21 protein-coding genes and 1 tRNA gene are annotated in these 26,904 nt (G+C 37.3%); 8 read left to right on the top strand and 14 right to left on the bottom strand.

Annotated features, from left to right (window positions below; genetic code table 11):
- Positions 1-403: 403 nt before the first annotated feature.
- A tRNA-Phe gene (locus ABD792_RS14665) sits at positions 404-476 on the top strand.
- Positions 477-536: 60 nt separating this feature from the next.
- On the opposite strand, the gene ABD792_RS14660 is transcribed toward ABD792_RS14665, so the two are convergent.
- On the bottom strand, positions 537-1,178 hold the full coding sequence (locus ABD792_RS14660; protein ID WP_345007025.1) for an O-methyltransferase: 642 nt from the start codon (positions 1,176-1,178) through the stop codon (positions 537-539).
- A 358-nt stretch (positions 1,179-1,536) separates the two neighbouring features.
- On the opposite strand from ABD792_RS14660, the gene ABD792_RS14655 reads away from it, so the two are divergent.
- The 3 genes from ABD792_RS14655 (at position 1,537) to ABD792_RS14645 (ending at position 7,092) form a co-directional block, all read left to right on the top strand.
- Complete coding sequence (locus tag ABD792_RS14655) at positions 1,537-4,092, top strand: TlpA family protein disulfide reductase (RefSeq protein ID WP_345007024.1); 2,556 nt, start codon at positions 1,537-1,539, stop codon at positions 4,090-4,092.
- A 63-nt stretch (positions 4,093-4,155) separates the two neighbouring features.
- Positions 4,156-6,588, top strand: a complete 2,433-nt coding sequence (locus tag ABD792_RS14650) for a hypothetical protein (protein WP_345007023.1) — start codon at positions 4,156-4,158, stop codon at positions 6,586-6,588.
- Between the two features lie 60 nt (positions 6,589-6,648).
- Entirely contained in the window at positions 6,649-7,092 is a 444-nt protein-coding gene (locus tag ABD792_RS14645) for a HEAT repeat domain-containing protein (protein WP_345007022.1), read from the top strand.
- Positions 7,093-7,103: 11 nt separating this feature from the next.
- On the opposite strand, the gene ABD792_RS14640 is transcribed toward ABD792_RS14645, so the two are convergent.
- The 7 genes from ABD792_RS14640 to kynU all read right to left on the bottom strand — a co-directional run bounded on the left by ABD792_RS14640 (position 7,104) and on the right by kynU (position 14,294).
- Positions 7,104-8,120 (bottom strand): amidohydrolase family protein, encoded by a 1,017-nt coding sequence (locus tag ABD792_RS14640; RefSeq protein WP_345007117.1) that lies wholly within the window; start codon positions 8,118-8,120, stop codon positions 7,104-7,106.
- Positions 8,121-8,215: 95 nt separating this feature from the next.
- Positions 8,216-8,749: a 3-hydroxyanthranilate 3,4-dioxygenase gene (locus ABD792_RS14635; RefSeq protein ID WP_345007021.1), complete on the bottom strand. Its 534-nt coding sequence runs from the start codon at positions 8,747-8,749 to the stop codon at positions 8,216-8,218.
- A 108-nt stretch (positions 8,750-8,857) separates the two neighbouring features.
- The gene (locus ABD792_RS14630) at positions 8,858-9,640 is read right to left on the bottom strand and encodes an SDR family oxidoreductase (RefSeq protein ID WP_345007020.1); all 783 of its coding nucleotides are present in this window, start codon (positions 9,638-9,640) and stop codon (positions 8,858-8,860) included.
- Positions 9,641-9,720: 80 nt separating this feature from the next.
- Positions 9,721-11,163, bottom strand: a complete 1,443-nt coding sequence (locus ABD792_RS14625) for an aldehyde dehydrogenase (protein ID WP_345007019.1) — start codon at positions 11,161-11,163, stop codon at positions 9,721-9,723.
- Between the two features lie 35 nt (positions 11,164-11,198).
- Positions 11,199-11,615, bottom strand: coding sequence for a RidA family protein (locus tag ABD792_RS14620; protein ID WP_345007018.1), 417 nt, complete (start codon positions 11,613-11,615; stop codon positions 11,199-11,201).
- Positions 11,616-11,626: 11 nt separating this feature from the next.
- Positions 11,627-13,030, bottom strand: a complete 1,404-nt coding sequence (locus ABD792_RS14615) for an FAD-dependent oxidoreductase (RefSeq protein WP_345007017.1) — start codon at positions 13,028-13,030, stop codon at positions 11,627-11,629.
- Positions 13,020-14,294: a kynureninase gene (gene kynU, locus ABD792_RS14610; RefSeq protein ID WP_345007016.1), complete on the bottom strand. Its 1,275-nt coding sequence runs from the start codon at positions 14,292-14,294 to the stop codon at positions 13,020-13,022. The genes ABD792_RS14615 and kynU overlap by 11 nt, the downstream gene beginning before the upstream one ends.
- 211 nt (positions 14,295-14,505) lie before the next feature.
- Here kynU and ABD792_RS14605 point away from each other — a divergent pair, with 211 nt between their 5' ends.
- Positions 14,506-14,925, top strand: a complete 420-nt coding sequence (locus tag ABD792_RS14605) for a (4Fe-4S)-binding protein (protein WP_345007015.1) — start codon at positions 14,506-14,508, stop codon at positions 14,923-14,925.
- A 12-nt stretch (positions 14,926-14,937) separates the two neighbouring features.
- Here ABD792_RS14605 and ABD792_RS14600 read toward each other — a convergent pair whose 3' ends face one another.
- From ABD792_RS14600 to ABD792_RS14590, 3 genes are read right to left on the bottom strand one after another with little or no spacing between them, the layout of a single operon-like run.
- The gene (locus ABD792_RS14600; RefSeq protein WP_345007014.1) at positions 14,938-15,606 is read right to left on the bottom strand and encodes a hypothetical protein; all 669 of its coding nucleotides are present in this window, start codon (positions 15,604-15,606) and stop codon (positions 14,938-14,940) included.
- A gap of 32 nt (positions 15,607-15,638) precedes the next feature.
- Positions 15,639-16,622: an FAD:protein FMN transferase gene (locus tag ABD792_RS14595; RefSeq protein ID WP_345007013.1), complete on the bottom strand. Its 984-nt coding sequence runs from the start codon at positions 16,620-16,622 to the stop codon at positions 15,639-15,641.
- Positions 16,623-16,629: 7 nt separating this feature from the next.
- Positions 16,630-17,007: a Na(+)-translocating NADH-quinone reductase subunit F gene (locus ABD792_RS14590; RefSeq protein ID WP_345007012.1), complete on the bottom strand. Its 378-nt coding sequence runs from the start codon at positions 17,005-17,007 to the stop codon at positions 16,630-16,632.
- A gap of 271 nt (positions 17,008-17,278) precedes the next feature.
- Between ABD792_RS14590 and ABD792_RS14585 the strand changes: the two genes are divergently transcribed.
- The gene (locus tag ABD792_RS14585) at positions 17,279-18,886 is read left to right on the top strand and encodes an outer membrane protein assembly factor BamB family protein (protein ID WP_345007011.1); all 1,608 of its coding nucleotides are present in this window, start codon (positions 17,279-17,281) and stop codon (positions 18,884-18,886) included.
- Here ABD792_RS14585 and fucP read toward each other — a convergent pair whose 3' ends face one another.
- The 3 genes from fucP to ABD792_RS14570 form a co-directional block, all read right to left on the bottom strand.
- Complete coding sequence (gene fucP, locus ABD792_RS14580) at positions 18,887-20,161, bottom strand: L-fucose:H+ symporter permease (RefSeq protein ID WP_345007010.1); 1,275 nt, start codon at positions 20,159-20,161, stop codon at positions 18,887-18,889.
- 81 nt (positions 20,162-20,242) lie between these two features.
- Entirely contained in the window at positions 20,243-21,586 is a 1,344-nt protein-coding gene (locus ABD792_RS14575; protein WP_345007009.1) for a DUF1552 domain-containing protein, read from the bottom strand.
- Complete coding sequence (locus ABD792_RS14570; RefSeq protein ID WP_345007008.1) at positions 21,583-25,224, bottom strand: DUF1592 domain-containing protein; 3,642 nt, start codon at positions 25,222-25,224, stop codon at positions 21,583-21,585. The genes ABD792_RS14575 and ABD792_RS14570 overlap by 4 nt, the downstream gene beginning before the upstream one ends.
- 509 nt (positions 25,225-25,733) lie before the next feature.
- Here ABD792_RS14570 and ABD792_RS14565 point away from each other — a divergent pair.
- Both ABD792_RS14565 and ABD792_RS14560 read left to right on the top strand, forming a co-directional pair.
- Positions 25,734-26,198: a Na(+)-translocating NADH-quinone reductase subunit F gene (locus ABD792_RS14565; RefSeq protein WP_345007007.1), complete on the top strand. Its 465-nt coding sequence runs from the start codon at positions 25,734-25,736 to the stop codon at positions 26,196-26,198.
- Between the two features lie 46 nt (positions 26,199-26,244).
- The gene (locus ABD792_RS14560; RefSeq protein WP_345007005.1) at positions 26,245-26,838 is read left to right on the top strand and encodes a c-type cytochrome; all 594 of its coding nucleotides are present in this window, start codon (positions 26,245-26,247) and stop codon (positions 26,836-26,838) included.
- The last annotated feature ends 66 nt before the right edge of the window (positions 26,839-26,904 follow it).

Below are 26,904 nucleotides of genomic sequence, written 5' to 3'. Positions count from 1 at the left end.
TTAGTTTATTATTTGGTATTACTTACAAAAAGACCCTTTTTAATTGGTGCTCGTTAACAATAATTACTAGTAATAAAGAATTTCTTGAAACGAACTATCCCCGAGGCAGAGCCATAGGGGTATACTTCGACTGCAGTACAGGTTTAGCTTGTTTCATTTTGACCTCACAAGGGCAAAAACCGAAATTCTGTATTTAGATTCCCTTTTAACGGGAATGACAATTTCAACGGAAACCCCGACGTTGAGCGTCGAGGAATTCTTTTTGATTAAACTTATTTTCAAACACTAAAAACCTACATTTTAGCACCTTACAAAACAATCGCCATTAAAAACGTATTTTTTTGTAATTTTGTTTTGGCGGAAAGCAAAAATGAATTTATATTTGCAACCGCAATTAGCAACTGGTACCTTAGCTCAGTTGGTAGAGCAAAGGACTGAAAATCCTTGTGTCCCTGGTTCGATTCCTGGAGGTACCACATAAAAATCCCGAAACATTACTGTTTACGGGATTTTTTGTTTTTAATCAATTCGTTTTTTTACAACTTCCTACTAATGGTCAACCCATCACGAATGGGTAGCATCACCGTTTCTACTCGTGTATCTTCCTTTAATAAGGTATTGTACTCAAGTAAGGCTTTTGTAGACGTATCATCTGCTTTTAGCTCTTCAATAACCTTACCGCTCCAAAGGACATTATCTGATAATATAATCCCACCCACATTAAGCTTGTCTATAATCATATTAAAGTAGTTAGAATAATTCTCTTTATCGGCGTCAATAAAGACGAGATCGAATGTAGCATCCAGTTCTGGTATAATCTGTAAAGCATCTCCCAAATGCTGAAAAATGCGTTGACCATAATCCGATTTATCAAAATACTTTCGTTGAAAGTCTACCAATTCTTCATTTACATCTATAGTATGTAACACCCCCGAATCCTGCATTCCCTCGGCCAGACATAGTGCCGAATAACCTGTATAGGTACCTATTTCTAGTATATTCTTGGGGTTAACCAGTTTAGAGATCATACTCAGCAAACGCCCCTGATAATGCCCGCTCAACATACGAGGTTGTAGAATCTTCTGGTAGGTCTCCCTGGTAAGTTGTTGTAACAATTCGGGCTCATTCTCAGAATGGTTTACCACATAATTGTCTAAAGCTTCAGGTATAAAATGCATAAGAGTAAAATAATTGTTACAAAGATAAGAGAATAATTGTCCTTGTGTACTTCTTTTTGCGTTTCACAAGTGCTATATGCAGTTTACAAAAAAATGGTTCTTTAAAATGTGACTTTCACCTTCATTTGTTATGACAATTACAAGCGGCAGAAGCTATAGCAACCAAATAAAAAGTTGGATGGCGTGTAACACTTTTAATACTTAACCTACAAACACACTGTAATCATTTAAATATTAAAAAAACAACACATCCGAATAGTACTACAATCAATTTCAACTGTATTATATGTATGTAGCCCTAATACCGGGACATTTTTTATAGATATCTTATAAATCATCAATAAACAGCAATCAAAAAATGAAACAGACACAAAAAAAAATCACTCTATTACTTTTTACACTTTTTGCAAACCTTGGATTTACCCAAAATCCTGTAATGACTAAGGTATCCTTGCCTGAAAACATCTGTGGCGAATGGTATAGCAATTCAGGAAAAGGAGAATATAATGGCGTATTAATCCATCCGGATTTTATTGAGTATGGTTACCGTGCTTTTATGTACCAAGAAATAGAGAAAATAAAAGATAAGTCCTATCGCTTTGTTGCGAAAGATGTTTTTGGAAATAATCTTAAAGGAGAAATGGAGGTCATAAATAAAGATTCTATCCAATTGAAAAGAGGAAACATGCCAAAACTTATTTATGTATCCCAAGACAAACCAAAGGACAGTAAGCGTACTACATTTGCAGAAGTTGAAGAGGCTATAAAAAAGGCATGGTATACCACAGACATCAACAATAATTTAGAGTTTGATGTCTCCGATGGACAGTTTATTTTTAGGAATGAAAATTATAGTATAATAGAAACAGTCCTTTTTAAATCCAATGGTAATAATGAATACCGTTTCGTTGTAAGAAACAACAAAAGCTATTGGATGTTCTACTTTAAAAACTGGTCCGAACATTATTTACAAGTTGGTTTTAATGGTAAAATGGGTGATTTGTATAAAGCTAACAAGGACTATCCTGATGCCAGAATTGATAACTTTCAGGAATATGTTACCTCTGCTAATGGCAAACGCTACTTATCTAATAAAAAAGGAATTTCAGAAACACCTAAAGAAGTATCGAATTGGATTCATAATGAATTGAAAAAGGTAACAACCAAACCCATTGAAGACTTTAATTCCCCTCATTTTTTCAACCGAGCCAACGGCAAATTAATTGGATACCTTAAAGGTTATGATACCAGTCTGGGATTTAAAACAGGCATCATCTATTTAGGTAATGATTTAACCAGAGAAGATTTTCCCATTGTTTTGAAAATTCATTCAGACGGTCGGTTTGAAGCCGATTTACCCCTAACGACCCCCTTGTATTCAAAATTTGTTATTGAAAACAAATGGATTCCTTTCTATATAGAACCTGGACAGACTTTAGCTGTAACACTAGACATATTTGAGCTTTTGGAAACAGATAGATTAAACACGATTCAAAATAAATTCAAAAGTATTGAATATGAAGGTGCCTTGGCTAATGTTAACACTGAATTACTGGGCTTTAATTTTAAAAGAAGAGATTATAATAATTTTATGAATAAAGTAACTACACTAAAGCCAACAGAATTTAAAGACGAACAACTAACCATTCTAAAAGAGAATTTAGATCAATTAAACAATTACATTAATACTCAGGCAACAACTCCTCAAAAACACTTTGAAGCTAAAACAACCCATGTTGAAACAATTACGTCCAAAGCTGCTTCTCTTTTAAAAAACACCATCCTATTGGAAAGTGCTACCGCCTTATTTGATTTTGAGATGTACAGAAAGTATGAAGCGCGAAAAGACACCACTAACAATACTTTAAAATCATCTGTAAAAAATGAATATTATGATTTTTTACAAAGCATACCTTTAAACGATCAAAGTCTTTTGGTTGTTGATGAGTTTGGAACTTTCATTAACCGTTTTGAATATTGCGAACCTTTCTCAGCATCTTATAAAAGAACCAATAGTATCCGCCCAAAACCAAAGAAAAATATTTTAGATTTTTTTAAAGAAGAAGGGATCATCTTATCCCAAGCGGAAAAAGAAGTTTATGAAGTAATTGTTAATGACCCTAAAAAATCAACACCTAAATTCTTAGAAGAAAATAAGGAAATACTAACAGCAATACACGAGAAATATAAGGAAGAGATTAAACTATATAGCGAGAAGTACATCAAACCACTTTACAAAAACAAAGCTCATGTTAGCGCATTAGAACAATGGAAAACAAAAGATTCTATATTGTCTCATGATCTTGTTTTGCAAAATAATTTAGTATACGAAGTTGCCAAAATAAGATCGCTGAACTTCGACCTTAAAAGATTTGACAAAGCATCTGCAACAACATATTGGGATGAGTTAAAAACGCAAATACAGCACCCATTTTTGATAGAAGAAGGTGATAGAATTTACAACAAGGTTTTTCCTGACAATAACTCTAGCACTTACACCTTACCCGATGGAGAGGCATCAGATATTTTCAAGAAAATTATAGATCCTTTTAAAGGCAAAATTATATTTGTAGACTTTTGGGCTACCTCATGCGGCCCATGCGTTGCAGGCATTAAACGTATGAAAGAGACCCGTAAAAAGTACGAAGGAAATAAAGATTTCGAATTTGTTTTTATAACAGACGAAAGGTCATCACCACTTGGGAGATATACCGATTTTGTAAAAGAACAAGAACTTAAAAACATCTACAGGCTACCGCTAGATAAATATAATTATTTACGTCAATTATTTAAGTTCAATGGTATTCCAAGATATGTTGTGATCGATAAAAAGGGAAATGTTATAAATGACAATTTTGCAATGCATAACTTCACTTACGAACTCAACGGTATTTTAAAGGAACATAATATGTAAATGCTACCTACCTCATATTACAAATTCAAAAACGTAACAATATAATATCAACCCAAAAACAATATGCACAGAATCGTATTATCAAGTCTGTTCCTCATTCTCATTCAATATCGCATAAGTGCCCAAAATACTGCAAATTCCCAAACGGAAGATACTTCTGCAATACCAGACATTGAAAAGGTTTACGTTCATACCGACAGGTCATGTTATACTATTGGCGAATCCCTTTGGTACAAGGCCTATTTAGTATATGCCTATACTAATGTGCTATTCGACCATAGTAACGCACTCTATGTTGAGCTAGTCTCTCCTGATTCAAAAATAATAGCGCGCAATATAACCCGACTGGAAAACGGCCTCGGTCACGGCGATTTTAAACTTGCCGATTCCCTGGGGATCTCGGCCGGTCAGTACCAATTAAGAGCCTATACCAACTGGATGCGTAATTTTGACGACCGTTTTATTTTTAATAAGACTATTGAGATCATCGATATCACACAAAAGGAGGATGTAACCCCAGTTGCTAATAATAATGCAGCTACTTCAAACTCAAAAACAACTATAAGTAACAACATTACTTCAGGTATTAAACACCATAGCATCCAGTTATTTCCTGAAGGCGGTTCTCTGGTAGCAGATGTTTCGAGTGTAGTCGCTTTTAAAGCCACCGATAGTACGGGACTCCCTGTTGCCGTAAAAGGCAGGGTTTTAGATGCTCAAAAAAATGAGATAACCCTATTTAAAAGTGTCCACGACGGCATGGGAAAATTTATGCTCACTCCAAAAAAAGACGAGCAATATACAGCCGAAATTCTGGATGACCAGGGAGGTTCCCTAGAGGCGAAACTACCACCTATACAACATCAGGGATATGTTTTAAGTTCCAGAATGGTAAAAGGAAAGCGCATCATTACCATCAAAACAAATGAAAGCACATTACAAAGGGATTCCAACGCCCCTGTAACCATTACCTGTAAAGCAAAGGGTGTTACCTACTTTGAAGGCGCACAACCTTTAGCTCAAACGAGCCTTTCGTTTTTGTTTCCCGAAGAAGAAATTCCCGAAGGAATAGCCCAAATAACCCTTTACGATCAACACGCACGACCCCATTGTGAACGTTTGGTGTACAATAACAAACCAGAAGGAATTGATATTGCCCTAAACCTGGACAAAAGCCAATACAGCCCAAAAGAAAAAGTAACACTCAGCCTTAAAGTTAAAACCAAAGATGGACAACCCGTACCCGCTAGATTTTCTTTAGCTTCGGTTGATGCCAATGGCACCAATAATGATGGTAACATGAACATTTGCTCCTATTTTCTCATGACATCAGACATTAAAGGCGAGGTCTATAATCCCGGCTATTACTTCAACAACTCCAACCCCAAAAGACTGGAGCACCTCGACTTGTTGTTACTTACCCATGGTTGGCGTAATTTTTTGTGGAAGCAATTTCCGGTATCCAAAAAACCACCGGCGTACAAAGTCGAAAAAGGAATTAATATATCCGGATCTGTGCGCACGCTATTTGGTGAAAAGCCAATGGGAAATAGCACTGTTAGTATGGTCTTAATGAATAAAGGCAAATCCATACTCTTAGATGACGTAACAGATAGCATAGGTCGTTTTGAATTTAATGACATTGTATTTAATGGTTCTTCGGTCATGATGCTCAACTCACAAAATGAAAAAGGCAAAAAATGGGGACTATTCCGTTTAGACTCCGTTCATAACAGCCCTACAAAAACTAATTACACACCAATCCTTTCCGGCTCTTTAAAAACCAAAACCATTAAGGAAAACATTTATAAAAAACATATTAACTATGGTGTTCCAATAGATAATATCCTGGACGAAGTGGTTCTGACAACCAAAAAGAAACAGCAAGAGCGAAGTAAGTATGGATTTGCAGACCGAACCTACATTCCTAATGAAAAAGGCCTCAGCTTTTCAAATATCTTCCAACTTATCCAATTTTCCATACCGGGTATTATTGCCTCAGATAATTCAATCAGATTTAACCGTAGCAACGGCCCGGCATTAATCTTAATTGACGATGTCGTTTCCGAAATGGGAGATCTTCAATTTGTACACCCCGACGATGTTGCCAAAATAGAATCTATTAATTCTGCCAGGGCCGCTATTTTTGGTTCCCGGGGAGGCAATGGTGCCATCCTTGTTTATATCAAAGAGGGTAGCACAAATAATAGACTGAAAAAGAATTTTCACTCAATTACCAAATTAGTACAAGGTTTCTATGAAGCCAGAACCTTTTATGCTCCAAACTATGAAACTGAAAGCAAAACAGATATAGATACCGATATACGAAATACTCTATACTGGAATCCTTATATTCACCCCGACGAAAATGGCACAGCAGAACTATCCTATTTCAACAGTGAAGTCAATAATACGAATGTAAATATAACTCTCGAAGGCATTACCAATACTGGCTTGCCCATTGTCGTTAAAGAAACGTATAGGATTGAAGATTAAACAATCTGTACACTTGAATATTTTAATAAAAATAAATTAACCCTTGTAAGCAAAATAAACATGAATAGAATACTTATCCTGACTATTATTACCTTAACAATAATATCCTGTAATTTTAGAAAGGCAACACAACGAAAGATAACCTCTGTTACCGAAACAACATCCATTACAGAACAAGAAACTATAAAAAATCAAAGCACCCTGACTCATATAGCCCTTCATGACAATAATACGGAAGTAAGAAAACTGGCTGTTTCTAAACTAACCACACAAAGCTCCCTATCCCATATAGCCCTTCACGATGATGATGCCGAGGTTAGAATATTGGCCATAAAAAAACTAGCAATTCAAAGTACCCTCTCTCATGTTGCCCTTCATGATAATAACACAGAAGTAAGAAAACTGGCTGTTTCTAAACTAACCACCCAAAGCACCTTATCCCACATTGCACTTCACGATGATGATGCCGAGATTAAAATGCTAGCTATCCAGCTTTTAAAATAACTAAACTGTATTTAAAGCCCACTAATTCTATCTATAAGCTTTTGCTTAGCTGCCTCATCATCACCACAAAGCCATTGTATAACATTGTCTTCCCAAATGGCATCACGTTCGGTTTCGGTAATGATATCACGTTCCATGGCCAGATCCAATATTTTTCCTGGGTAAGACGATTGCTTTATACTTTCCATTTCCCCTAACGGATACGGATCGTCCAGCCCCATTAATACCTGACTGGCACTTTGATTCTTAATGAGTAGCTCTAACGACCCTGTATCATGTACTAAGGTATCAAAAAAGATATTTCTGTGTCCTACCGCTTTTCTAGGATGGTATTTGCCTTCAAACAGATCGGGTCGCCCGTCAAATCCCTGGATTCGACGCCCCAAATTAATCTGGGCCAGCTGCCCGCCGTGCGCAAAACAAATACGCATATTGGGAAATTTTTCCTGATACCCATTTAAGGTTAAAAAATGATATGCATCGGCACATTGTGCCAACATCCAAATGAGATGGAATCGCCAGGAGGTATTTTCCAATTTTATGAACTTCTCGCCATCATACGGGTGAATTTCAACTGCCAAATTATTGTTGCTCGCCAATTCAAAAATAGGCTCATTTTCTTCATCAAAAATACAGCGCCAAGTACCAATAGTATCCATAAAATGCGTCGGCAAACAAAGCAATTGCAACCCCAACTCCTCTACACAGCGCTCTATTTCCCAACAAGCACTCCTTACAAACCCTGGATGCACTACAAAGCCACAGGTAAACTTATCGGGATGATCGTGCTGAATGCGGGCATTAAAGTCATTCTGAAACCGCAGAGCCTGCTTCATCTCTTCAACACGCAAACCATTACCGTATAGTTGCGAAAGATTTAAAACCACCGCATGATCTATTTGGTAACGCTGCATCCACTCTAACTTTTCATGCAAAAAGAAACTCGAATCGGTTACCGGACGGCTCCAGTCCTTTTGGAGCATAAACTTACGATCCTTATCCACCCAAAAAATTCCTTTTTCCTTCATAAATTCAGGAATTTCTTCTGGATACGGTAACAAATGCGAATGCCCATTGATTCGCAGTTTCTTTTTCTTATTCTGCAAAGAAGACATCCTATTAACTATTCTATTTTAACCTTTTGGGGTGGCTGCATTACTTCACCACAATTCGGACAGGTACGCTTATTAAGGTCTTTGTAATATTTATCGAAAATCTTAGGCATATCGGTCTCTATATTCCCAAGGGTAAAATCTTCTTCATATAATTTAGTAACACAATTTTCACAAAACCACAACAAGGCATCGCGCATACCTTCAGGGCGTTTGTACTCAATTACCAAACCAACCGTATTGGCTCCTCGCTGTGGCGAATGGGGTACTTTGGGTGGTAACACATAAATATCCCCTTCCTTAATATGTACATCTTTAGGAGTCCCCTTATCTATTATTTTTAAGACGATATCGCCTTCAATCTGATAAAAAAACTCAGGTGTTTCGTTATAATGATAATCCTTTCTGCTATTAGGCCCGCCAACCACCATGACAATAAAATCGGCATCCTTCCAAACCACCTTATTCCCCACAGGAGGTTTTAAAAGATGGCGATTTTCCTCTATCCAGTCCTTAAAATTTAAAGGAGAAACTAATTGGCTCATAACGCTACATTTTGGGCGTGCCCCTTCGGGTCAGGCTTTCCACTATATCTTTTTGTCAAACACAAAAAGGATGTCGTTGCAATCCTTCACGCAAATTAAAATATAAAGTTACAAAGATTTTGTGCGTCCACCATCAACGGGAACATTAATTCCGTTTACATAACTGGCAGCTTCACTAGCCAAAAAAGCAATCACATTGGCCGTTTCCTCGGGTCTGGCAAAGCGTTTGGCCGGCGCATAGTTTTTCATGATTTCTGCCATAGCTTCCATAGAAGTTCCTGCCTGATTTGCTTTAATTTTAATAATTTCATTAAGACGCTCGGTATCCGTAAAACCTGGTAACACATTATTTACAGTAATACCAAAAGCTCCAAGTTCCGTTGCAAGCGTTTTACTCCAATTCCCTACCGCTCCCCTTATGGTATTGCTTACACCCAATCCAGGAATAGGCTCTTTTACCGATGTTGAGATCACATTAACGATCCTACCAAAACCTTCGGATCTCATAAAAGGTACGGTAGACTGGGCCAATACATGGTTGCATTTTAAGTGTTGCACAAAAGCTTTCTCGAACTCTTCTAAGGTGGCCGTTAGTATATCGCCACTACGAGGCCCTCCCGTATTATTAATTAAAATATGAAACCCGTGATGTTTATCCATATATCTCAACACCTTCTCCTGCAGGTCTCTTGGGTGCAAAAAATCGGCAACTATAAAATCATGTGCTTCACTACCGGGCAATTCCGCCAGCACTTTCTGTAATTTAGTCCTATCTCTGGCTACCAGGGTTACCTTGGCGCCTTCGGCTGCCAGTACTATTGCGGTTGCTTTTCCAATACCTTGTGTACTGCCACATACCAAAGCATATTTACCTGTCAATTTTAAATCCATATAATTTATCCTGAACTTGTTTCAGGATCTCTTTAAGGGTTAATTCAAATTTATCATAAGATGTTGAATCAAGTTCAACATTAATACTTTATACATACATTTTTGGATTCTGTAAAAAATCGTAAAGCCTCAAAACCACCTTCACGACCTATACCACTTGCCTTCATTCCCCCAAAAGGTGTTCGCAAATCGCGTAACATCCAGGTGTTCACCCAAACAATCCCTGTTTGCAGTTGATTACTCAAGCGCATGGCTCGATTTAAATTGTTTGTCCACACAGTAGCCGACAAACCATACTTAACACTATTGGCCATTTGCAGCGCCTCTTCTTCCCTGTTAAAAGGCATAAGTGTTACCACAGGACCAAATATTTCTTCTTGGTTAATACGACAGGCATCATTAGTTACTTCGATTACAGTTGGTTCTAAATAATACCCATTTTCAAGTCCATTAACCACAACTTGGTTTCCCCCACATAAGATCACATGGCCTTCATCTTTGGCAATAGCTATATATTCCTTAACCTTGTCCATGTGCGCTTGTGACACTAAAGCACCAATATCGGTATTCTTATCTCTCGGATCCCCAACCTTTAATGTCTTGACTCGCATTATAAAATCAGCTTTAAACTTATCATAAACAGAGGCTTCTACAAAAATACGACTACCACAAAGACAGATCTGCCCCTGATTGGCGAAAGACGAACGAACGGTTGTTTCCAGCATATTTCTGTAATCACAATCAGCAAAAATGATATTTGGATTTTTACCACCAAGTTCTAGAGATAATTTTTTAAACTTGGGTGCTGCCAATTTTGCTATATGTGCACCTGTTTCTGTACCGCCTGTAAACGAAATAGCAGTAATATCGGGATGCTCCACAATTGCCTGCCCCGTAATAGTTCCTGAACCGTGTACAATATTTAGTACACCTCGGGGAAGACCGGCTTCGGCACATATAGCCCCCAAAAGATACGCCGTCATGGGCGTTACCTCACTCGGTTTGGCCACCACACAATTACCAGCAGCAATGGCGGGTGCTATTTTCCAGGTAAACAAATAAAGTGGGAGGTTCCATGGAGAAATACATCCCACAACGCCTATCGGTTGACGTAAGGTATAATTTATAGCTTCAAATCCAACACTCTCATGACTCTCACTCGCAAACTGTGTAGTAGCATTACCAAAAAAGCGAAAATTATCGGCTGCCCTGGGGATGTCGATGGTTTTAGCCAACGTAACGGGTTTACCGTTATCCACACTTTCTGCTTCGGCTAAATCCTGTAACTTAGACTCTAATAATTCTGAAATCCTTATTAAGATACGACTACGCTCATCTAACGGTGTTTGAGACCAGGAAGGGAAGGCCGATCTGGCAGCGATATAGGCATTTTCTACATCTTCGGCTGAAGAATTCGGAAGCTTTCCTGTCACGGAACCATCAACAGGACAATAGTTGTCCAACCAATCACCATTTATAGGATCATGAAAACTTCCGTTTATATAGTTCTGTATCGTTTCCATTACCAAACTTCTAAATTTATCTCCCAAGGAGACATTTAACTAACATTAAATTTCTTATAAGCTACTACTTTAATCTCCACAATCAAATCGGGATGTGGCAATTGATGTACTGCAACAGTGGTTCTGGTCGGACCAGTCTCTACATCAAAAAACTCGGCGTACACTTTATTATAAACAGCAAAATCGTTCATATTCACCAAAAAAGACGTAACATCCACCACATCACTTAACGTCGCGCCTTCATTAGCCAAATTCCTTTCTATATTTTTAAGAACTTCCCGTGTTTGCACTTCTATATTCAAGTATTTAGTTCCCATAGTATCTATAACATCAACACCGGCAATAGTATTATCTGGTTGTCGCGAACTGGTGCCCGAAACAAAAATAAAATCGCCTACCCGTTTTGTATGCGGATATGCGCCTCTTGGTGTTACTATATCATCTTTATCCATTCCTCGTATTTTTAGTGACGCATCTTTTTTGCAATGCTGTCCTCTTCTAAAATATGCTCAGTTTCTGCTTTTACTTTATTTAAAGTCTCCCTTAAATCATCATCAAGGGTAATTTCCTTATCAGCCAGCATATTTAAAATAGCCTTATCCTGTGCACGCCCCCTTAGCATAGCCTCACAATACCCCATATCTTCATTAAAAGTTACCAAGGCATATTTTGAAGCATACTCGTTAGGAAATTGCTTTTCGAATGCCATCTCTAAGTTACGCTTTTCTCTGAAAATAGCCTTATTAACATGTCCTTTCATTTCATGAAAATTATCAATAGCCAAATCGGCAATAGCATCCGTATCCTTTTTACGCATCCTCTCAAAGGCTTTAAAAATGGCTTCCCAAGAATTGTGACCTGCATCTAAAACCTTATCGAATTCTACAACATCTTCAAAAGATGCATTCATCCCTTGCCCATAAAAGGGTACTATGGCATGCGCTGCATCTCCCATAAGCAATGTTTTCCCCTTGTAATGCCACGGTGCACATTTAACTGTCCCTAAGGGTGATGTTGGATTTTTAAAAAATTCATCGACCAAGTTTGGCATCAGCTCTAAAGCATCCTTAAAATAAGTATTAAAGAATTCCTGCACACGTGCTTTGGTAGTTAAATTATTAAAGTTATACGTTCCTTCATCATAACTTAAAAACAGGGTAACCGTAAAACTTCCATCCAAATTGGGCAATGCGATAAGCATAAACGCATCGCGCCCCCATATATGCAAAGCATTTTTGTAGACCTTATAATCGCCATTATTATCTGGTAAAATACTTAACTCTTTATAACCATATGTTAAATAATCCTGAGAAAAGCTAAACAGAAACTTCTTTGCCAAAAAATAACTTTTTCGCAATACAGAACCAGCACCATCTGTCCCAATTATAACATCGGCTTTTTTGGCGAATTCTGTTTGATCTTGGTATTTATAAAACTGGGAAATCCCTTTTTCAAAATCGACCGAAGTACATTTATGGTTAAAATGAAAAGTAACATTATCCAACGCTTCTGCTTCATCTAGCAATAGGGCATTCAAAGCGTTTCTAGAAATAGAATTTATGTATTCATCTTCCCGTCCACTGTATGGTGACAATATGGTGTTGCCCTCAACATCATGTAACATACGCCCATACATCGGAATGCAAAGTGGCTCTACCTTGTCTTGGATCCCTACTAACTTCATAGCCTTAATCCCTCGGTTTGAAAAAGCCAAATTAATAGAGCGCCCTGCATTAATATGTACTCTACGCAAATCGGGACGTTTTTCAAAAACCTCAACATTGTAGCCGCGCTGCCCCAGTCGCAATGCCAAGAGGGCACCACAAAGTCCGGCTCCTATAATTTGTATGTTCTCCTTATTTGTCATTTAAAATTACTTTCAATTTTTCCACCAACAAGTAAACATCCATAAAGCTATTGTATAAAGGTACCGGGGCACACCTAATAACATCGGGTTCACGCCAATCGCTCAATACACCTGCTTTGGTTAATTTAGTATGCAATCTTTTGTCGGCATTCATAACTTGAATGGATAATTGACAGCCACGTTCTTCTGGGTTTTTAGGAGTAATTATGTTAATTGTATGATCTCCCAACTGTTGTAATAAAAATTCGAAATACCCGGTTAACTGTTTCGACTTTTCTGTAAGGGCATGCATTCCTACCCCTCCAAACATGTCAAGGGAGGCTCTTATGGCTGCCATAGAGAGAATTGGAGGGTTACTTAACTGCCACCCTTCGGCTCCTGGAAGCTGGTCGAAATCGTCGCGCATATTAAATCGCGTCTGCTTGTTATGACTCCACCACCCCGTAAAGCGGTTAAGTTCTTTATTATAAGCATGCCGTTCATGTACAAAACATCCGGCTAAACTACCTGGTCCCGAATTTAAATATTTGTAGGTGCACCAAACTGCAAAATCAGCACCAGAATCATGTAGATTCAAATTTACATTACCAGCTCCATGTGCACAATCGAAACCAACCATGCAACCATATTTGTGACCCAATTGGGCAATCCGTTTTAAATCAAAATACTGTCCAGTGTAATAGTTAACACCTCCTATCATGATTAAAGCTATTTCATCCCCATGTGCCGCCATAATAGTTTCCAGATCTTCATAACACAAAAGCGCCTCACCTTCACGTGATTGCCATAGAATCACACCTTCTTTTTCATCAAACCCATGATGTCGCAATTGCGATTCTACGGCATACCTATCGGATGGGAACGCATCGCTTTCTATCAGTATTTTATACCGTGATGTTGTTGGTCGATAGAAAGATACCATCATTAAATGCAGATTTGTGGTTAGTGTATTCATTACTACCACTTCAATAGGTTTAGCCCCTACCACCTTAGCCATATTTTTGGTAAGAAGTTCATGATATGGCAACCAAGGTGTTTCCCCCTGTGTATGACCTTCCACTCCTAAAGTAGCCCAATCGTTTAATTCCTTTTCTACATATGTTTTGGTTATTTTTGGCTGTAATCCAAGTGAATTACCGGTCATATAGATCAAAGGTTCACCATGCTCGTTCGTAGGGATACAAAACTGTTTCCTATAAGTTGCCAACACATCATTTTGATCTAATTCCTTGGCATACTCCAAACCTAATTTATAACTAAACAAAATATATTCTTTTAACTGTTTCTAACAAAAATAAGGATTCTGCATTAAGAAATTGACCGCATCAAGACTCTTAATACGTAATGCTATTTTTTTTGTATATTTAGTTAAATCACCTCGAGGCAAGCTTGCGAGGCTTTTATTGGAAATAATGTCTTGATTTCGTAGTAAATTCAAATTATTTCAATCTTGACCATCGAGTAAAAATTGCGTTATGAGTAAAAAAAGAGAGTATACAAATGGTGAAGTAACAGTTGTTTGGGAAACTGAAAAATGCATTCATTCTGGCATCTGTGCCAAAGGCTTACCCGGTGTTTTTCAGCCCCGAAACAGGCCTTGGATAAAAATTGATGGCGCTAACACAGAAAACATAGTAAACCAAGTTAAACAATGCCCGTCGGGTGCGTTGAGCTATTATATGAATGCTAAAAATGATATGCAATCCGAAACTATGGAAACCAAAGTAGAGGTTTTGGAAAACGGTCCTTTATTGGTGTACGGGACTCTTAAAGTTACACATAAAGATGGGACTTCCGAAATTAAGAATAAAACAACTGCCTTTTGCCGTTGTGGAGGTTCTAATAACAAACCTTATTGTGACGGTACACATGTAAAACATGATTTTAAGGGATAGTTAAAAGCAGACTTACTCTAAAACAACGCTAACATTTGTAAAATTAAGATTCCAGCTTCCTTCTGCTTTTTTATGTTCTAATGCTAGTTTTATACCATTAAAATCCTTGTACTTTTCAAAAGTACTAACAAGTGAGGGCTTCTCTTTATTCCCTTTTCTAAACACCCATTCCTTAATAATGTAATCATCCTGAAAATACAGATCGTAAGCATCACCTGGTGTATAGCCACCGTCATTAGGGTATGTTAGGGTAATTTTATGCATTGAGGTCTTGCTTATTGGCGCATCTTCTACAACAGGAGTAGAAATATTTGTTCGTGTATCCCAAACCAATTGAAAAGGGATGAACAACCAAAATTTGTCATTTATAAAGCTTTTATCTGCCTGTATACTTAAAGAGTCTACTGTATTTCGATTGTACCTAATAGTATCCTTAGCTATTATTAATTGTACATCCTGCGTTTTCGGATACCATGTCCACGCACGTTCAAAGTGACTGCTATCTTTATCGATATTAAAAGTGAACTCCATCTTACTTACCTGTTTCCATTGCTTAAAGCCATGCGCTTTTGCAATCTTTTCAGCTACAGTAAGGGAAGTGGCATTGGAAGCTTCTTCCTTGTTTTGTTTACAAGAGATAATCAAGCAAATAACAACAAATAATAGCAGGGATTGTTTCATCTTAACGGGCATTTTTAGTTTTTTAAAAATAATTAATTTTCAGGAAAGTCATTTAAAGCTAATGTTTCAAATGCGCTCTTATCGTTCTCGTAAATCAAAAATGCCTTTAACTCTGGGTGTAATTTTAAAAAAAATTTCACCTTCTCTATACCCATTGCCTTAAAAGCCGTGGCATAAGCATCAGCCGTCATGCAATCTTTGGCTATTACCGAAACACTTAATAAGTTTGTTTTACTTGGGTACCCCGTTTTAGGGTCAATAATATGCGCGTAACGATTACCATTGGCGTCCGTTTTAAATTTCCTGTAAGTTCCAGAAGTTGCCATACTCTCATCTTTTAAAGAAATTGCTTTTAAAATAGATTGTTCTCCATTAAAGTTTGGCATTTCTACTCCCACTTTCCAGGGCAATTGTTTTTCTATATTCATACCACTAGCCCTTATTTCTCCCCCTATTTCAACAATATAATCAGTTACACGTCTGCTTTCTAAAAACTGTCCAATTACATCGACACCATATCCCTTGGCAATGGCATTGAAATCCAAGAAAGTGCCAGGTAACTTTTCTATAGAATAATCTATACGCTTTACTTTATCAAGCCCAACGGAAAGCATCAAGCTATCTATTTTAAGACTATCCAGCTGTTCAATCTTTCCTTCTGGTCCAAAATCCCAAGCATTAACTACAGCACCGATAGTTGGGTCAAAAAAACCTTCTGTCGCTTTGTAAATGGCTTTTGAGGCATCAAATACTTCAACAAAATACATATCTATTACAGTTGCCTCATTTCTGTTCAACTTGGAAATATCCGAATTGGTTTGATAGGTAGATAGCGATTTATTAATCACATAAAACAAACTATCAAATTGTTTTTGAAAATTCTGTTTAGAAAAATAGGTTATATGGTACGAAGTTCCGAAAACAGCCCCTTCAAGATATGTCTTGACAGTATCTGGTTTACTGCATGAACCTAGCAACAAAACAATTAAAACTCCTACTAACGATCTAATACGCATAAGTCACTTAATTTAAATTGGTATCCAAGACCTGAATACCATTATATTCCATTAAATAATCTTCGTCCAGATAAATAGGAAGACTTTCGTCTGAAGCATTACCCAGACCTACACCAGCATACAAAACTTTGGCGTTCTTTTCACGCGCATGTTTCTTAAAGGATTCCATCCATACAACATCATAATTATTGGGATTATCGGGCAAAATAACAGCCCTAACTATCACAAAATAATATTGATTGTTCTTATCGATGCATACAAACTGAGGATGTTTTCTTAACCGACTGTTAACCGCAATAAACTCAAAACCACGTTGTTCTAAATCCTTTCCAACATGGTTCATGGCTAAATTATGTAATTCTTGCTCTGTAAGTGGTTTACTCATAAAGCAAAATTACTACTAATATCTATTTCAATAAAATTTTGAATAGTTTAATGGTTAATAGACTAGAAAAAATTTTAAGTTACTCTACTTTGGGTAATTTATTGTGTATTATAATTGACAAATTAATTTCTGCGACCAAGAAGCATTTCAAAAATTAAATTGTTTTTAATACCAATCAATTTCATAATACCCTTTAATTAATTTGTGTAACAGACACTATAATATAACTTTGTACTTAACCATAGACAATAAAATCCATAAAAGAATAATTATGTTTTCACATTTTACTATAAAAATTGTTTTAGTAGGTCTTTGCTGCTCTTTTTTTACTTGTGCTAATCATGTACAGACAAATGATAATCCAACCAGTCAACCTGCTGGTGCAAATTATAAGTGGTGGTCTACTCAAAAAGAAAAAGAAGTCACCAAATGGAGTGTTCGCAAGGATGAAAATATTTTATGGAAAGCTCCTTTAGAAGAAACAGGTCAAAATGGAATTATTAAAGTTGGTGATTTACTTTTTTTATCTATAATGAAGCCTGTTTATGATACAATTACAAAAAGAGGCTCCGATATTTTGGCACTCTGCTACAATGCGAAAACTGGAGAAAAATTATGGCAAAAAAAAATAACAGGAGAAACTGAATCTCTTTACATGTATGGTTTTAGCAACTCAAGTTCTCCAACACCAGTAAGCGACGGTAAAAAAGTATGGTTTATCAATGCCAGTGGAAAAGTGGTTTGCTTTGATTTAGAAGGTAATGTAATTTGGGAAAGAAGTTGGACTCCTATTTCAAAACTTGGTGATATTATTTTTCCTTTTAATAAGCAATATGAACCTATTCTATACAAAAACATTCTAATTAATGTAGAACCAGAACCTGTTGAAGAAGCTACTGAAGGACGCAATCCTAACTGGCACTATTTGGTAGCTTTAGATAAAGATACGGGCGAAGTATTATGGAAATCCAAAGCAGCTGTCGGTCACTATTCTACCCCTATTATGGGAAAAACAAAGGATGGAAAATACGGTGTTATGGTTGCTCGTATAGGTTCAGCGCATCAGGTGCCTGAAAAGCCATATGGATACTCATTGGTTAATATTGAAAATAGTGAAACTATTTGGGAAGCAGAATTACCAGCCCGTGATTTTTTCTACAACAGTACTTGGAACGAAAAATATACTGTATGGATCTATGAAGGAAAACTTTATGTTTTAGATACGGATACCGGCAAGAAAATCAAGGAAATAAGTTTATCCGATAATGTAATAGTTTCAGAGTATAGTGAAGAAAAAAAGCAATACATTAAGCAAAGTAATGTTAATTTAAATGATCAAAACATAGAGGTTGTCCCTAATTTCTATAGTAACTTTATGAAAGGGGATTATTATTATTTTATGACCCTGCAAACACACCCAGACCATCTAGAAAAAAGAATAGTTTCGGGACAAACCATAAAAGGCCCTCATTATTCAGCAGCACGGGTTAATCTTAACACTAATGTGGTTGAATATGTAGAAGTTCCAGTAGATATCGACAATGACAAGCATCCTGTTTGGCGAAAACTTATTCGATCCGGAACTACAAATTCCAGAGGTATTGATGTCGCTGAAGACCGTAGAGGCACCTTAAATGGTTGGTTCAGGTGTTTTAATGCCAATCCTTTAGCGGTAAATTCGACCTTATATTTTACATTAGAAAACGGCATGACCTACACCTTTGATCTGTCTGCCACTAACTGGGATAAAAATGCTTTTATCAGTTTAAACGATATGGGTGAAAGCGGCACCATGCGCACCTTATCACATCCATTAGTTATTGGAGATAAAGTTTTTCATAGAACAGCTCAAGCTCTTTTTTGTATTCAAGAGGATTAATTATATTTTGTTCGAAAACTTCTCAATTTTCAAACCATAGATTACTAAGAGGATAAACGGTATTAGTGTACAGATGTAAGATATGCTTATAGACGTTTTATCAATAACGTAGCCCTGTACTGGGTTCATAATCCCTACAGCAATAATGGTCATTATAAGACCTGAGGCACCTACTTTTGTTTCGACAGATGATAGCCCCTGTAATCCTATACCATAAATTGTGGGGAATAATAATGAGACGCATCCACAAACTAAAATCAGGCTTACGCCTCCAATGTTTCCTGGTAACAAAATGGCACAAACAGTAAAAAAGACAGCAAGTGCAGACATGATAGCAAGCAGCTTACTTGGTTTGATAAATTTCATCAACCAGGTACATACAAATCGCATCACCATAAAAAGGAAAACGCCATAGGCTAGTAAAGCTCCTGCACGTCCACCATCAACCAATTCACCAGCTTCAGAATAATGCGCTTTTAAATAGGGGATAATAAATGCAAACGTTCCAAATTGAGCAGCCATAGCACAAAACAGCGCTCCTACCGAAAAAATATAACGCCGTTTTTTTAGGTTCTTACCAAATACGGCAAAGAAGTTTTCATTGTCATCATCCTTATAAGCGGGCATTTTAGTTACCGCAAAAACAACAAAGAAAACAGCTGCAATAATGGCAATATATCCGTAAGGTGACGCTAAAATGGCCAACTCATCGGTTTGTAAAACGGCCAATTCTTCTACTGTCATGCCAACTTTGTCCTCTGCACTTTTTAAGTTACTTAAAATGGCTTGTCCTGCTATAATGGTTCCGATCCATGATCCAAATGGGAAAAATGATTGTGCAAGGTTTAATCTCTGTACAGCCGTTTTTTCATCTCCCATAGCTATAATATATGGGTTTGCAGATGTTTCTAAAAATGAGATACCCGTTGCCAAAGTAAAAAGGGCTATTAAAAAATAATTATATACTTGGGCTTCACTTGCGGGAATAAACAAATACGCTCCAATAGCATAGAGTATAATACCAACCATTATAGTTGTTTTGTAACTTGTTTTTTTAATTAAAAAAGCTGCAGGAATGGCCCAAATAAAATACGCTCCATAAAAGGCTGCTTGTACAAGTGAAGCCTGTAAGTTACTCATACCTTTAAAAATATCCTTAAATGCTGAGATAAGTGGTTCTGTCATGCTACCGGGAACACCCCATGCAAAAAATAAGAATGTTACTAATACAAATGGTAATACAGGTGTTTTTGATTGAGATGTGTTTTCCTTCATTGTAATAATTAAAAAACAGTAGATAAATAACTATTTATTTACTGTTGGAATTGTTAGTAATATTTCTATTATGCTTTGACCTTAAAGAATAGAACCTAGCGGTCCAGTACTATCAGCAAATTGTTCTGTAGGCACATCTACTTTATTGAGCATGCTTACAAAGAGGTTAGACATAACTGTATGTTTTTCCTCAAATTTGGTATAGCTACCGTGTTTAACCCCTAAGTTAGTGCCGCCTGCCAGGACAAGCGGATAATTTCTAGCATTATGTGTCGAACTACAAGCACTACCATACAGAATAAGTGTATTATCCAATAGCGAACCGTGTTCGTCTGTTGTGTTCTTCATTTTATTAATAAAATAAGCTAACTGCTTCGTTAACCATTGGTCATAACGTCCCCATTCTTCCCAGTGCCCTCTGGCTTTATCGTGAGAAATTCCATGATGTCCTTTTAAACCTAACGCTATTTTCGGAAAATTATCTCCAAAGCCCATACCATCTTCCCTTGCCATCATATAGCTAATAACCCTTGTTGAATCTGTTTGAAAGCCAAGAACGATTAAATCTAGCATGGATCGCACATAATCCTGAGGCGCTGAAACTGGGTCAACATCCAAATTAATTAGACTAGCGTCAAAATCCTTCATAGGAACATCTAACCAACGTTCATTTCTTTTTATCTGCTCTTCAACTTGATTTAACGATGTTAAATATTCATCTAACTTTGCTTTATCATTAGCACCCAAACGTCGTTGTAGGTTTTTACTATCTTCTAAAACTAAATCGACAACCTTTTTACCTTGGTGCAAACTTTTCCTTCTTTCGTTAGTAGACGTCGTACCGTTTGGCGAAAAATACCGCTCAAAGATCTCACGCTGTCTGTGCTCTGATGGAATGGGTCGTCCCGATGAATTAAACGATAAGGTCGATACCCTTGACTTATAGCCTACACCGCCATCAGTAGATAATGACAATGAAGGAAAGCGTGTATATTGCCCTAACTTTTTAGCAGCTACCTGATCGATAGATATATTATTTCTATACTCTCCCCTTAAATCACCTCCTGTTAGCCAGGTGTCTCCTGCTATGTGCCCCAACAATTGACGACTGTTTGGGTGGCTCAATCCTCCTAAAATTGACATATCGCTGCGATAAGGAGCCAAAGGCGACAATGTTTTTGTGAGCTTATAATCAGTTCCTTCACCATGTGGAAACCAGCTCCAGTCTTTATGATAATGGCTTTCTATCGGTGGTATACCTACGCCATTAGGAAAATAAAGAAAACACAAGCGTTTTGGCTGCGTGGGAGTAATAAATTTTGAAATACTACTCATAGCCATACTTTCAAAATAAGGAAGCATGCATGCTACCCCGAACCCTTTTAAAAAGGTTCTACGATCTAAATGCCAAGGTTTTTTACTCATAATCCAACTATTTTTTGGAACCAATTAGGTTCCTTTTTATAAAATGACGGACTCAAAACAATTTGAGTTACGACCGATTGAAAACGATATTCATCGTCTATGACTTCTTCTACCATACCATCAATCGTTTCCTGGTCTGCAAAACTAACATCCCTTCCTAAAGCATAAGCGTAAAGATGTTCTATTAACGATCTGGTAAAATCTTCTTTTTTTAACCTCAAGATATAATCTTTAATACCCTGAATACCTTCTACTTCTGTCCCGTCCGGCAACTTCGACTTAGAATCAATTGACTTTCCATTTGAAGCTTCTAAGCGGTATCTTCCAACGGCATCATAATTTTCAAAAACAACACCATAAGGATCAATCTTTCGGTGGCAATCCAAACACGAGGTCTTATTTCTGTGTAAGAACAATTGCTCTTTCAGAGTCAAATCCTCAAAACCAGGTGTCTCCGGATCTAGCTCGGGTACATTTGGTGGCGGTGGCGGTGGGGTATCACCCAATATTTTTTCTTTTAACCAAACAGCACGTTTTATAGGATGCGCCTGAACACCATCGGAATGCCCATTTAAAAATGCTCCCTGAGAGAGCAATCCACCTCTATGCATTTCTTCGGTTAAACTTACTGGACGAAATTCATTTCCTTGCACTCCCTCAATACCATAAAACTCGGCAAGGTTTTGATTCAACATAGCAAAATCTGAGTCTATAAAATTTAAGATACTCAAGTTATTCTTTAATATATAGTTAATAAACTCGTAAGTTTCTTTAGCCATGTCTTCCTTAACAAACCTAGTATAATCGGCATATTCATGAACATCTGTATCCATACTTTTATGCCTGTCTAAACGCAACCACTCATAAGTAAATGACTGTACCATTCTGGTTATTCTCGGGTCTTGCACCATGCGTTCTACTTGTTCAGGTAATTCATCATACAAATCACCTTCCGTAGCCAATGCCTTTAAGGTCTCATCTGGAGGCGAATTCCAAAGAAAATAGGACAAACGGGAAGCCAGGATAAATTGGTCATCAGACTTTTTCTTTTCTGGTTTCTCGGGTTCATAGATGTAAATAAAATTTGGAGAACATAATACTGCAACCAAAACCTCTTTTATACCATCTTCATAACGATCAAAATCATCCTTAATTTCTTTCCAGAAATCCATGTAACGTTCCAGCTCCCCTTCGTTGAGCTCCCGTCTAAAAGCGCGCTCCATAAAACGCGTTAGGACTTCTTCTGTATATAAGGCCTCATTAGCCTTGTTTGGTGAATCAAAGAAAATTTCTGTATGGCTTTTTGGAGGCCAAACAGGATAATAAGGCGCTTCAAATTCGACCGATTTAATCAGTAACGGAGGGCCGTTAAAACGACTTTCCTTGACCAAATGGTTGTTCCAAAGTCCCAGAGTCAGAATATTTGCCAAATCTCCACTTACTTGCGAACTTGCCAGAGGAATTGGTAAGTTTTCTAACCTTCCTTCAAACTCAAACATTTGGGATTCACCAAAAGGAGCCGTAACCTCTCTGCTTTCGCCAAATGTTTTGTAGTCCATCCCATCATCGGTTCTGGAACCAGCAAACACCTGTATGGACGGATTTACCGATTTATATTTCTGCTCATTCTTTTTTGCTTCATTCTCGAATGCTGCTTCAGAAAGCTCCTCTTCAGATAATGGCGTTAGCACAATACGACTAAATCCAACAAAAAATTTCCCTCCAATATATCCTTTATGGTCTCCTTCAGACAAATAAATCAATGTGACAGGTGTTGTAATTTGAGCAGCATCCTTTAGCTCCTCCTTCATGTAAAGACGCTTACTAACCATCCCATTTTTTTTACCTCCCAAAAGATTCATATTATAGGAAGGCATGGCATCATCTGATGCATAAGGATGCACCAAGTCTACTTGGTATACACCCGACTTAGGCACCTTGTATTCAAAATTAGCCTGAGATATGGCAGCAACATCTTCGGGCATCAATAAACGTTTGTTCCTTAATACTAAATTATTTGTTGGTGTTACATCTTGTGCCGTTATAAGTATAGCTTCAGACGATTGAGGTGCGGGCGTATCCTTTCTTAAATCTATTAAGCGCTCATCTTCAGTTAACCATGAGCTATACCCTCTGGAAGCCTCTACCCTAAAAACAAAATCTCCTGTCCTTGGAAAATCTTCCTTAACTAACATCTTTAAATTAGGGGACGGCCCTTGCCATGACTTAGGAGCTACTTCTTTGGCCGGTAAGGCTGAGCTTAAAATGATACCTTCATCTACTACAGCATAACGATTACTAGCAGATCCTCTCATACCAATCCCTATTTTGTTTTTAAGAGCAATTATAGGGTCGGTCTCTTGTTTTGTTGTATCGGCTACAAAAGGAACGCCCCGATCATTTAAGATTTCTATATTCAAATCTTTCTTCTTAATCGCAGCTGTTTGATAGCCCCAGTATTCTGTTCCCGTCTTACCGTCTCCTATATCTTTTCCAAAAGTTACTTTATATTTTTGAATCTCTGGTTTATCACCAAAAACGATAGCTTTATCTAAGGCTTCTCTTGCTATTTTTTGATAATAGTCTACATGCAATGACGAAGTTTGTAAAATGTTGCCATTATTACTAAAGCCCATCTTAGATTTTCCATCATCTGGCAACACATCCCCAAAATTAACTGAAACGCCTAGTAGTTCATTTAACGAATGGGTGTACTGCTTTTTTGTTAGCCTACGCATAACACCTTTATCCGCATCCTGCTTGGCAATTGCGGCCTGTTCAAGGTTCTTGGTCATCCAATCCACTACTGCCCGGCGTTCATCATCTTGCAATTGGGGCTCTTCCTCTGGCGGCATTTCACCAGAATTTATCATGTCCAATGCAGAATGCCATCCTTCGGCATCTGGCCCATTAATCATGTCCCAATGTAAAACATCCAAACGAATGCCTCCTTTTTGCTTATCTTCACCATGACATTCAAAACAATATTTTTCCATGACAGGCCTTACCTTGGTCTGGTAATGTACAGCTTGAACCGAAGTAGAATCTCCTGGATTATTTAATGCCATGTAAGCCCCATAGTTTTCGGGAGTAACCCCAAGAACAGTCTTAAGTCCAGATGGCATATACTTAGTTAAATAATTGGCCCCATGTGTTAACGAACCTCCATAGTGCCCTGCTAAGGACAGCAAAACAACGTTAACTAATAGAACAACTCTATACAGCTTACTTACCTGATCCTTTTGTACCGATGGCCTTTTGTGGCGTAGCACTAGTAACCAAACACATACTAATGCCGTAAACCAACCAAGCCATTGGTGTTTTCCTAACTCAGCACCGTTATAGTTTCCTCCATAAGCTAACAAGAAACCAATAATAACCGTTGGTATTATACTTAAAGCCGTAAACCAAAGCAAAATATCGCATGCAGCATCCAAATTCAATTTCGGACGAAGCGCACTTATCATTTCCATTAAGAACAATACTATTAAAGTTCCTATGGGAATATGTAGAATTAAAGGATGAAAGCGTCCTAGAAAAAGAAAAAACGTATTCTCAATTTCACCTAACAATGGAATAAAAAGGACTCCAAAGAGTATGAACGTGAAAATAGTAACTGTTATTAACCTATACTTCATAAAAATCAATATTGCGGTATACTACGTTATGCTCAATACAGTTTTTAACAGCAAAACCCTATAATATACTTTACATTAAGCTATGTTTTACAAATAAAAAAGACGCTTCAAATGTCCTTTTCATTAAATCTTCGTCAAAAAAGTTCCAAGATATAATTTATGTTTACTTAATTCCTGTGAAAATCTAACCTTTCCTAATACTATTTTTGCAGTCTAATACAACGTACTCTATTTGTTAGTTAACTTTATAACAAATATTTAAATAAACGAGATCTGCCTCTTTATAAATCCTCCCTATTAAAATCCACCCTTAAGGTCTTACACTTATATGTAACAAACAATACAATCCCAATAACTTCATTACAACTATAAATCTACCACTTTTTTTTGTATCTTTAAGTAAACCACCTCAAAATGAGTACAATAGATATTTATCATGGAAATTGTTTTCGTATCGAGGCAAACCTTGGAGCATTTAAAATCAAGATTATCGCATAAATCATACACTTATGAAAACTTCAATCCGTTTAGAACAAGCAGTACAAAAACTATATGTAGCATTTCATAGCAACAAATTAAATCCAGAATGTTGTAAACAATGTGCTGTAGGCAATATTTTGGACAATACCGAATCTTGGAAATACTTATCGGATAGGCACGGTAGCCTAAAACTTAACTATGTAGGCATAGTAAACCAAAACTTGGGGCGTAAATTCAATGGTTATACCCCGCAAGAACTGCTACACATAGAAGCTATTTTCCTCAAAGCTTGTGGTTACTCCTTACCCCTTCATTACAGGGGCACACGTCCCACACATCCAGAAGATAAAGATTTACTTTTTAAAGGGCTATGTGCTGTTATTGCTTACCTATGCAAGCTTGATGGCATCTCAAATGTAATGGATTACACCAAACTTTTTAAAACCCATTCAAAAAGACAAAACACTCTACAACAATATTTTAGCACCACATAACAAAAGAATTATTATCTTTATAAGTAAGATATTTAAACACTAACTTATGAAAACCAACTATTTTGTCGCAGCAACCTTTGCTGTGCTATGCATTACTATGTATGCATGTAATTCGACCAACAAAGAAAAAAAGGAAGCCGAAAACTACGAAACTATTGAAGAAGTTACTCCCGACCCAATAAAACGGGGAGAGCAATTGGTAAACGCCATAGGGTGCCATGATTGCCATACACCAAAAAAATTCACAGAACATGGCATAGCACTTAATACCGATTTATTACTCTCTGGACATCCAGCGGATGAAGAATTAGCAGAATATGATCCCAAAACAGCACAATCGTATATTTTGTTTACAATGGGGCTAACTGCTGTTAAAGGGCCTTGGGGCACTTCATTTGCTGCCAACCTAACACCAGACGATAGTGGCATTGGCACATGGAGCGAAGATCAGTTTTTAACCGCCATAAAAAAAGGACTCTATAAGGGCATTGAAGGCAGCAGGCCTTTATTACCCCCTATGCCATGGGAGTCTTATCGCAATCTTCCCGACGAAGACTTAAAAGCTATATTTGCTTATCTTAAAAGTATCCCACCAGTAAATAATACTGTTCCTGCTGCGTTACCTCCACAAATGCAATAATAAATGTAGCCTTAACAATAAACAGCCCCCAATGCATATGCATTGGGGGCTGTTTTATTAAAATTT

The organism is Snuella lapsa (assembly GCF_039539345.1).
Lineage (GTDB): Bacteria > Bacteroidota > Bacteroidia > Flavobacteriales > Flavobacteriaceae > Snuella > Snuella lapsa.
Note: the sequence above shows the minus strand (reverse complement) of the source record. Positions and strands in the feature narration are given on the sequence as shown.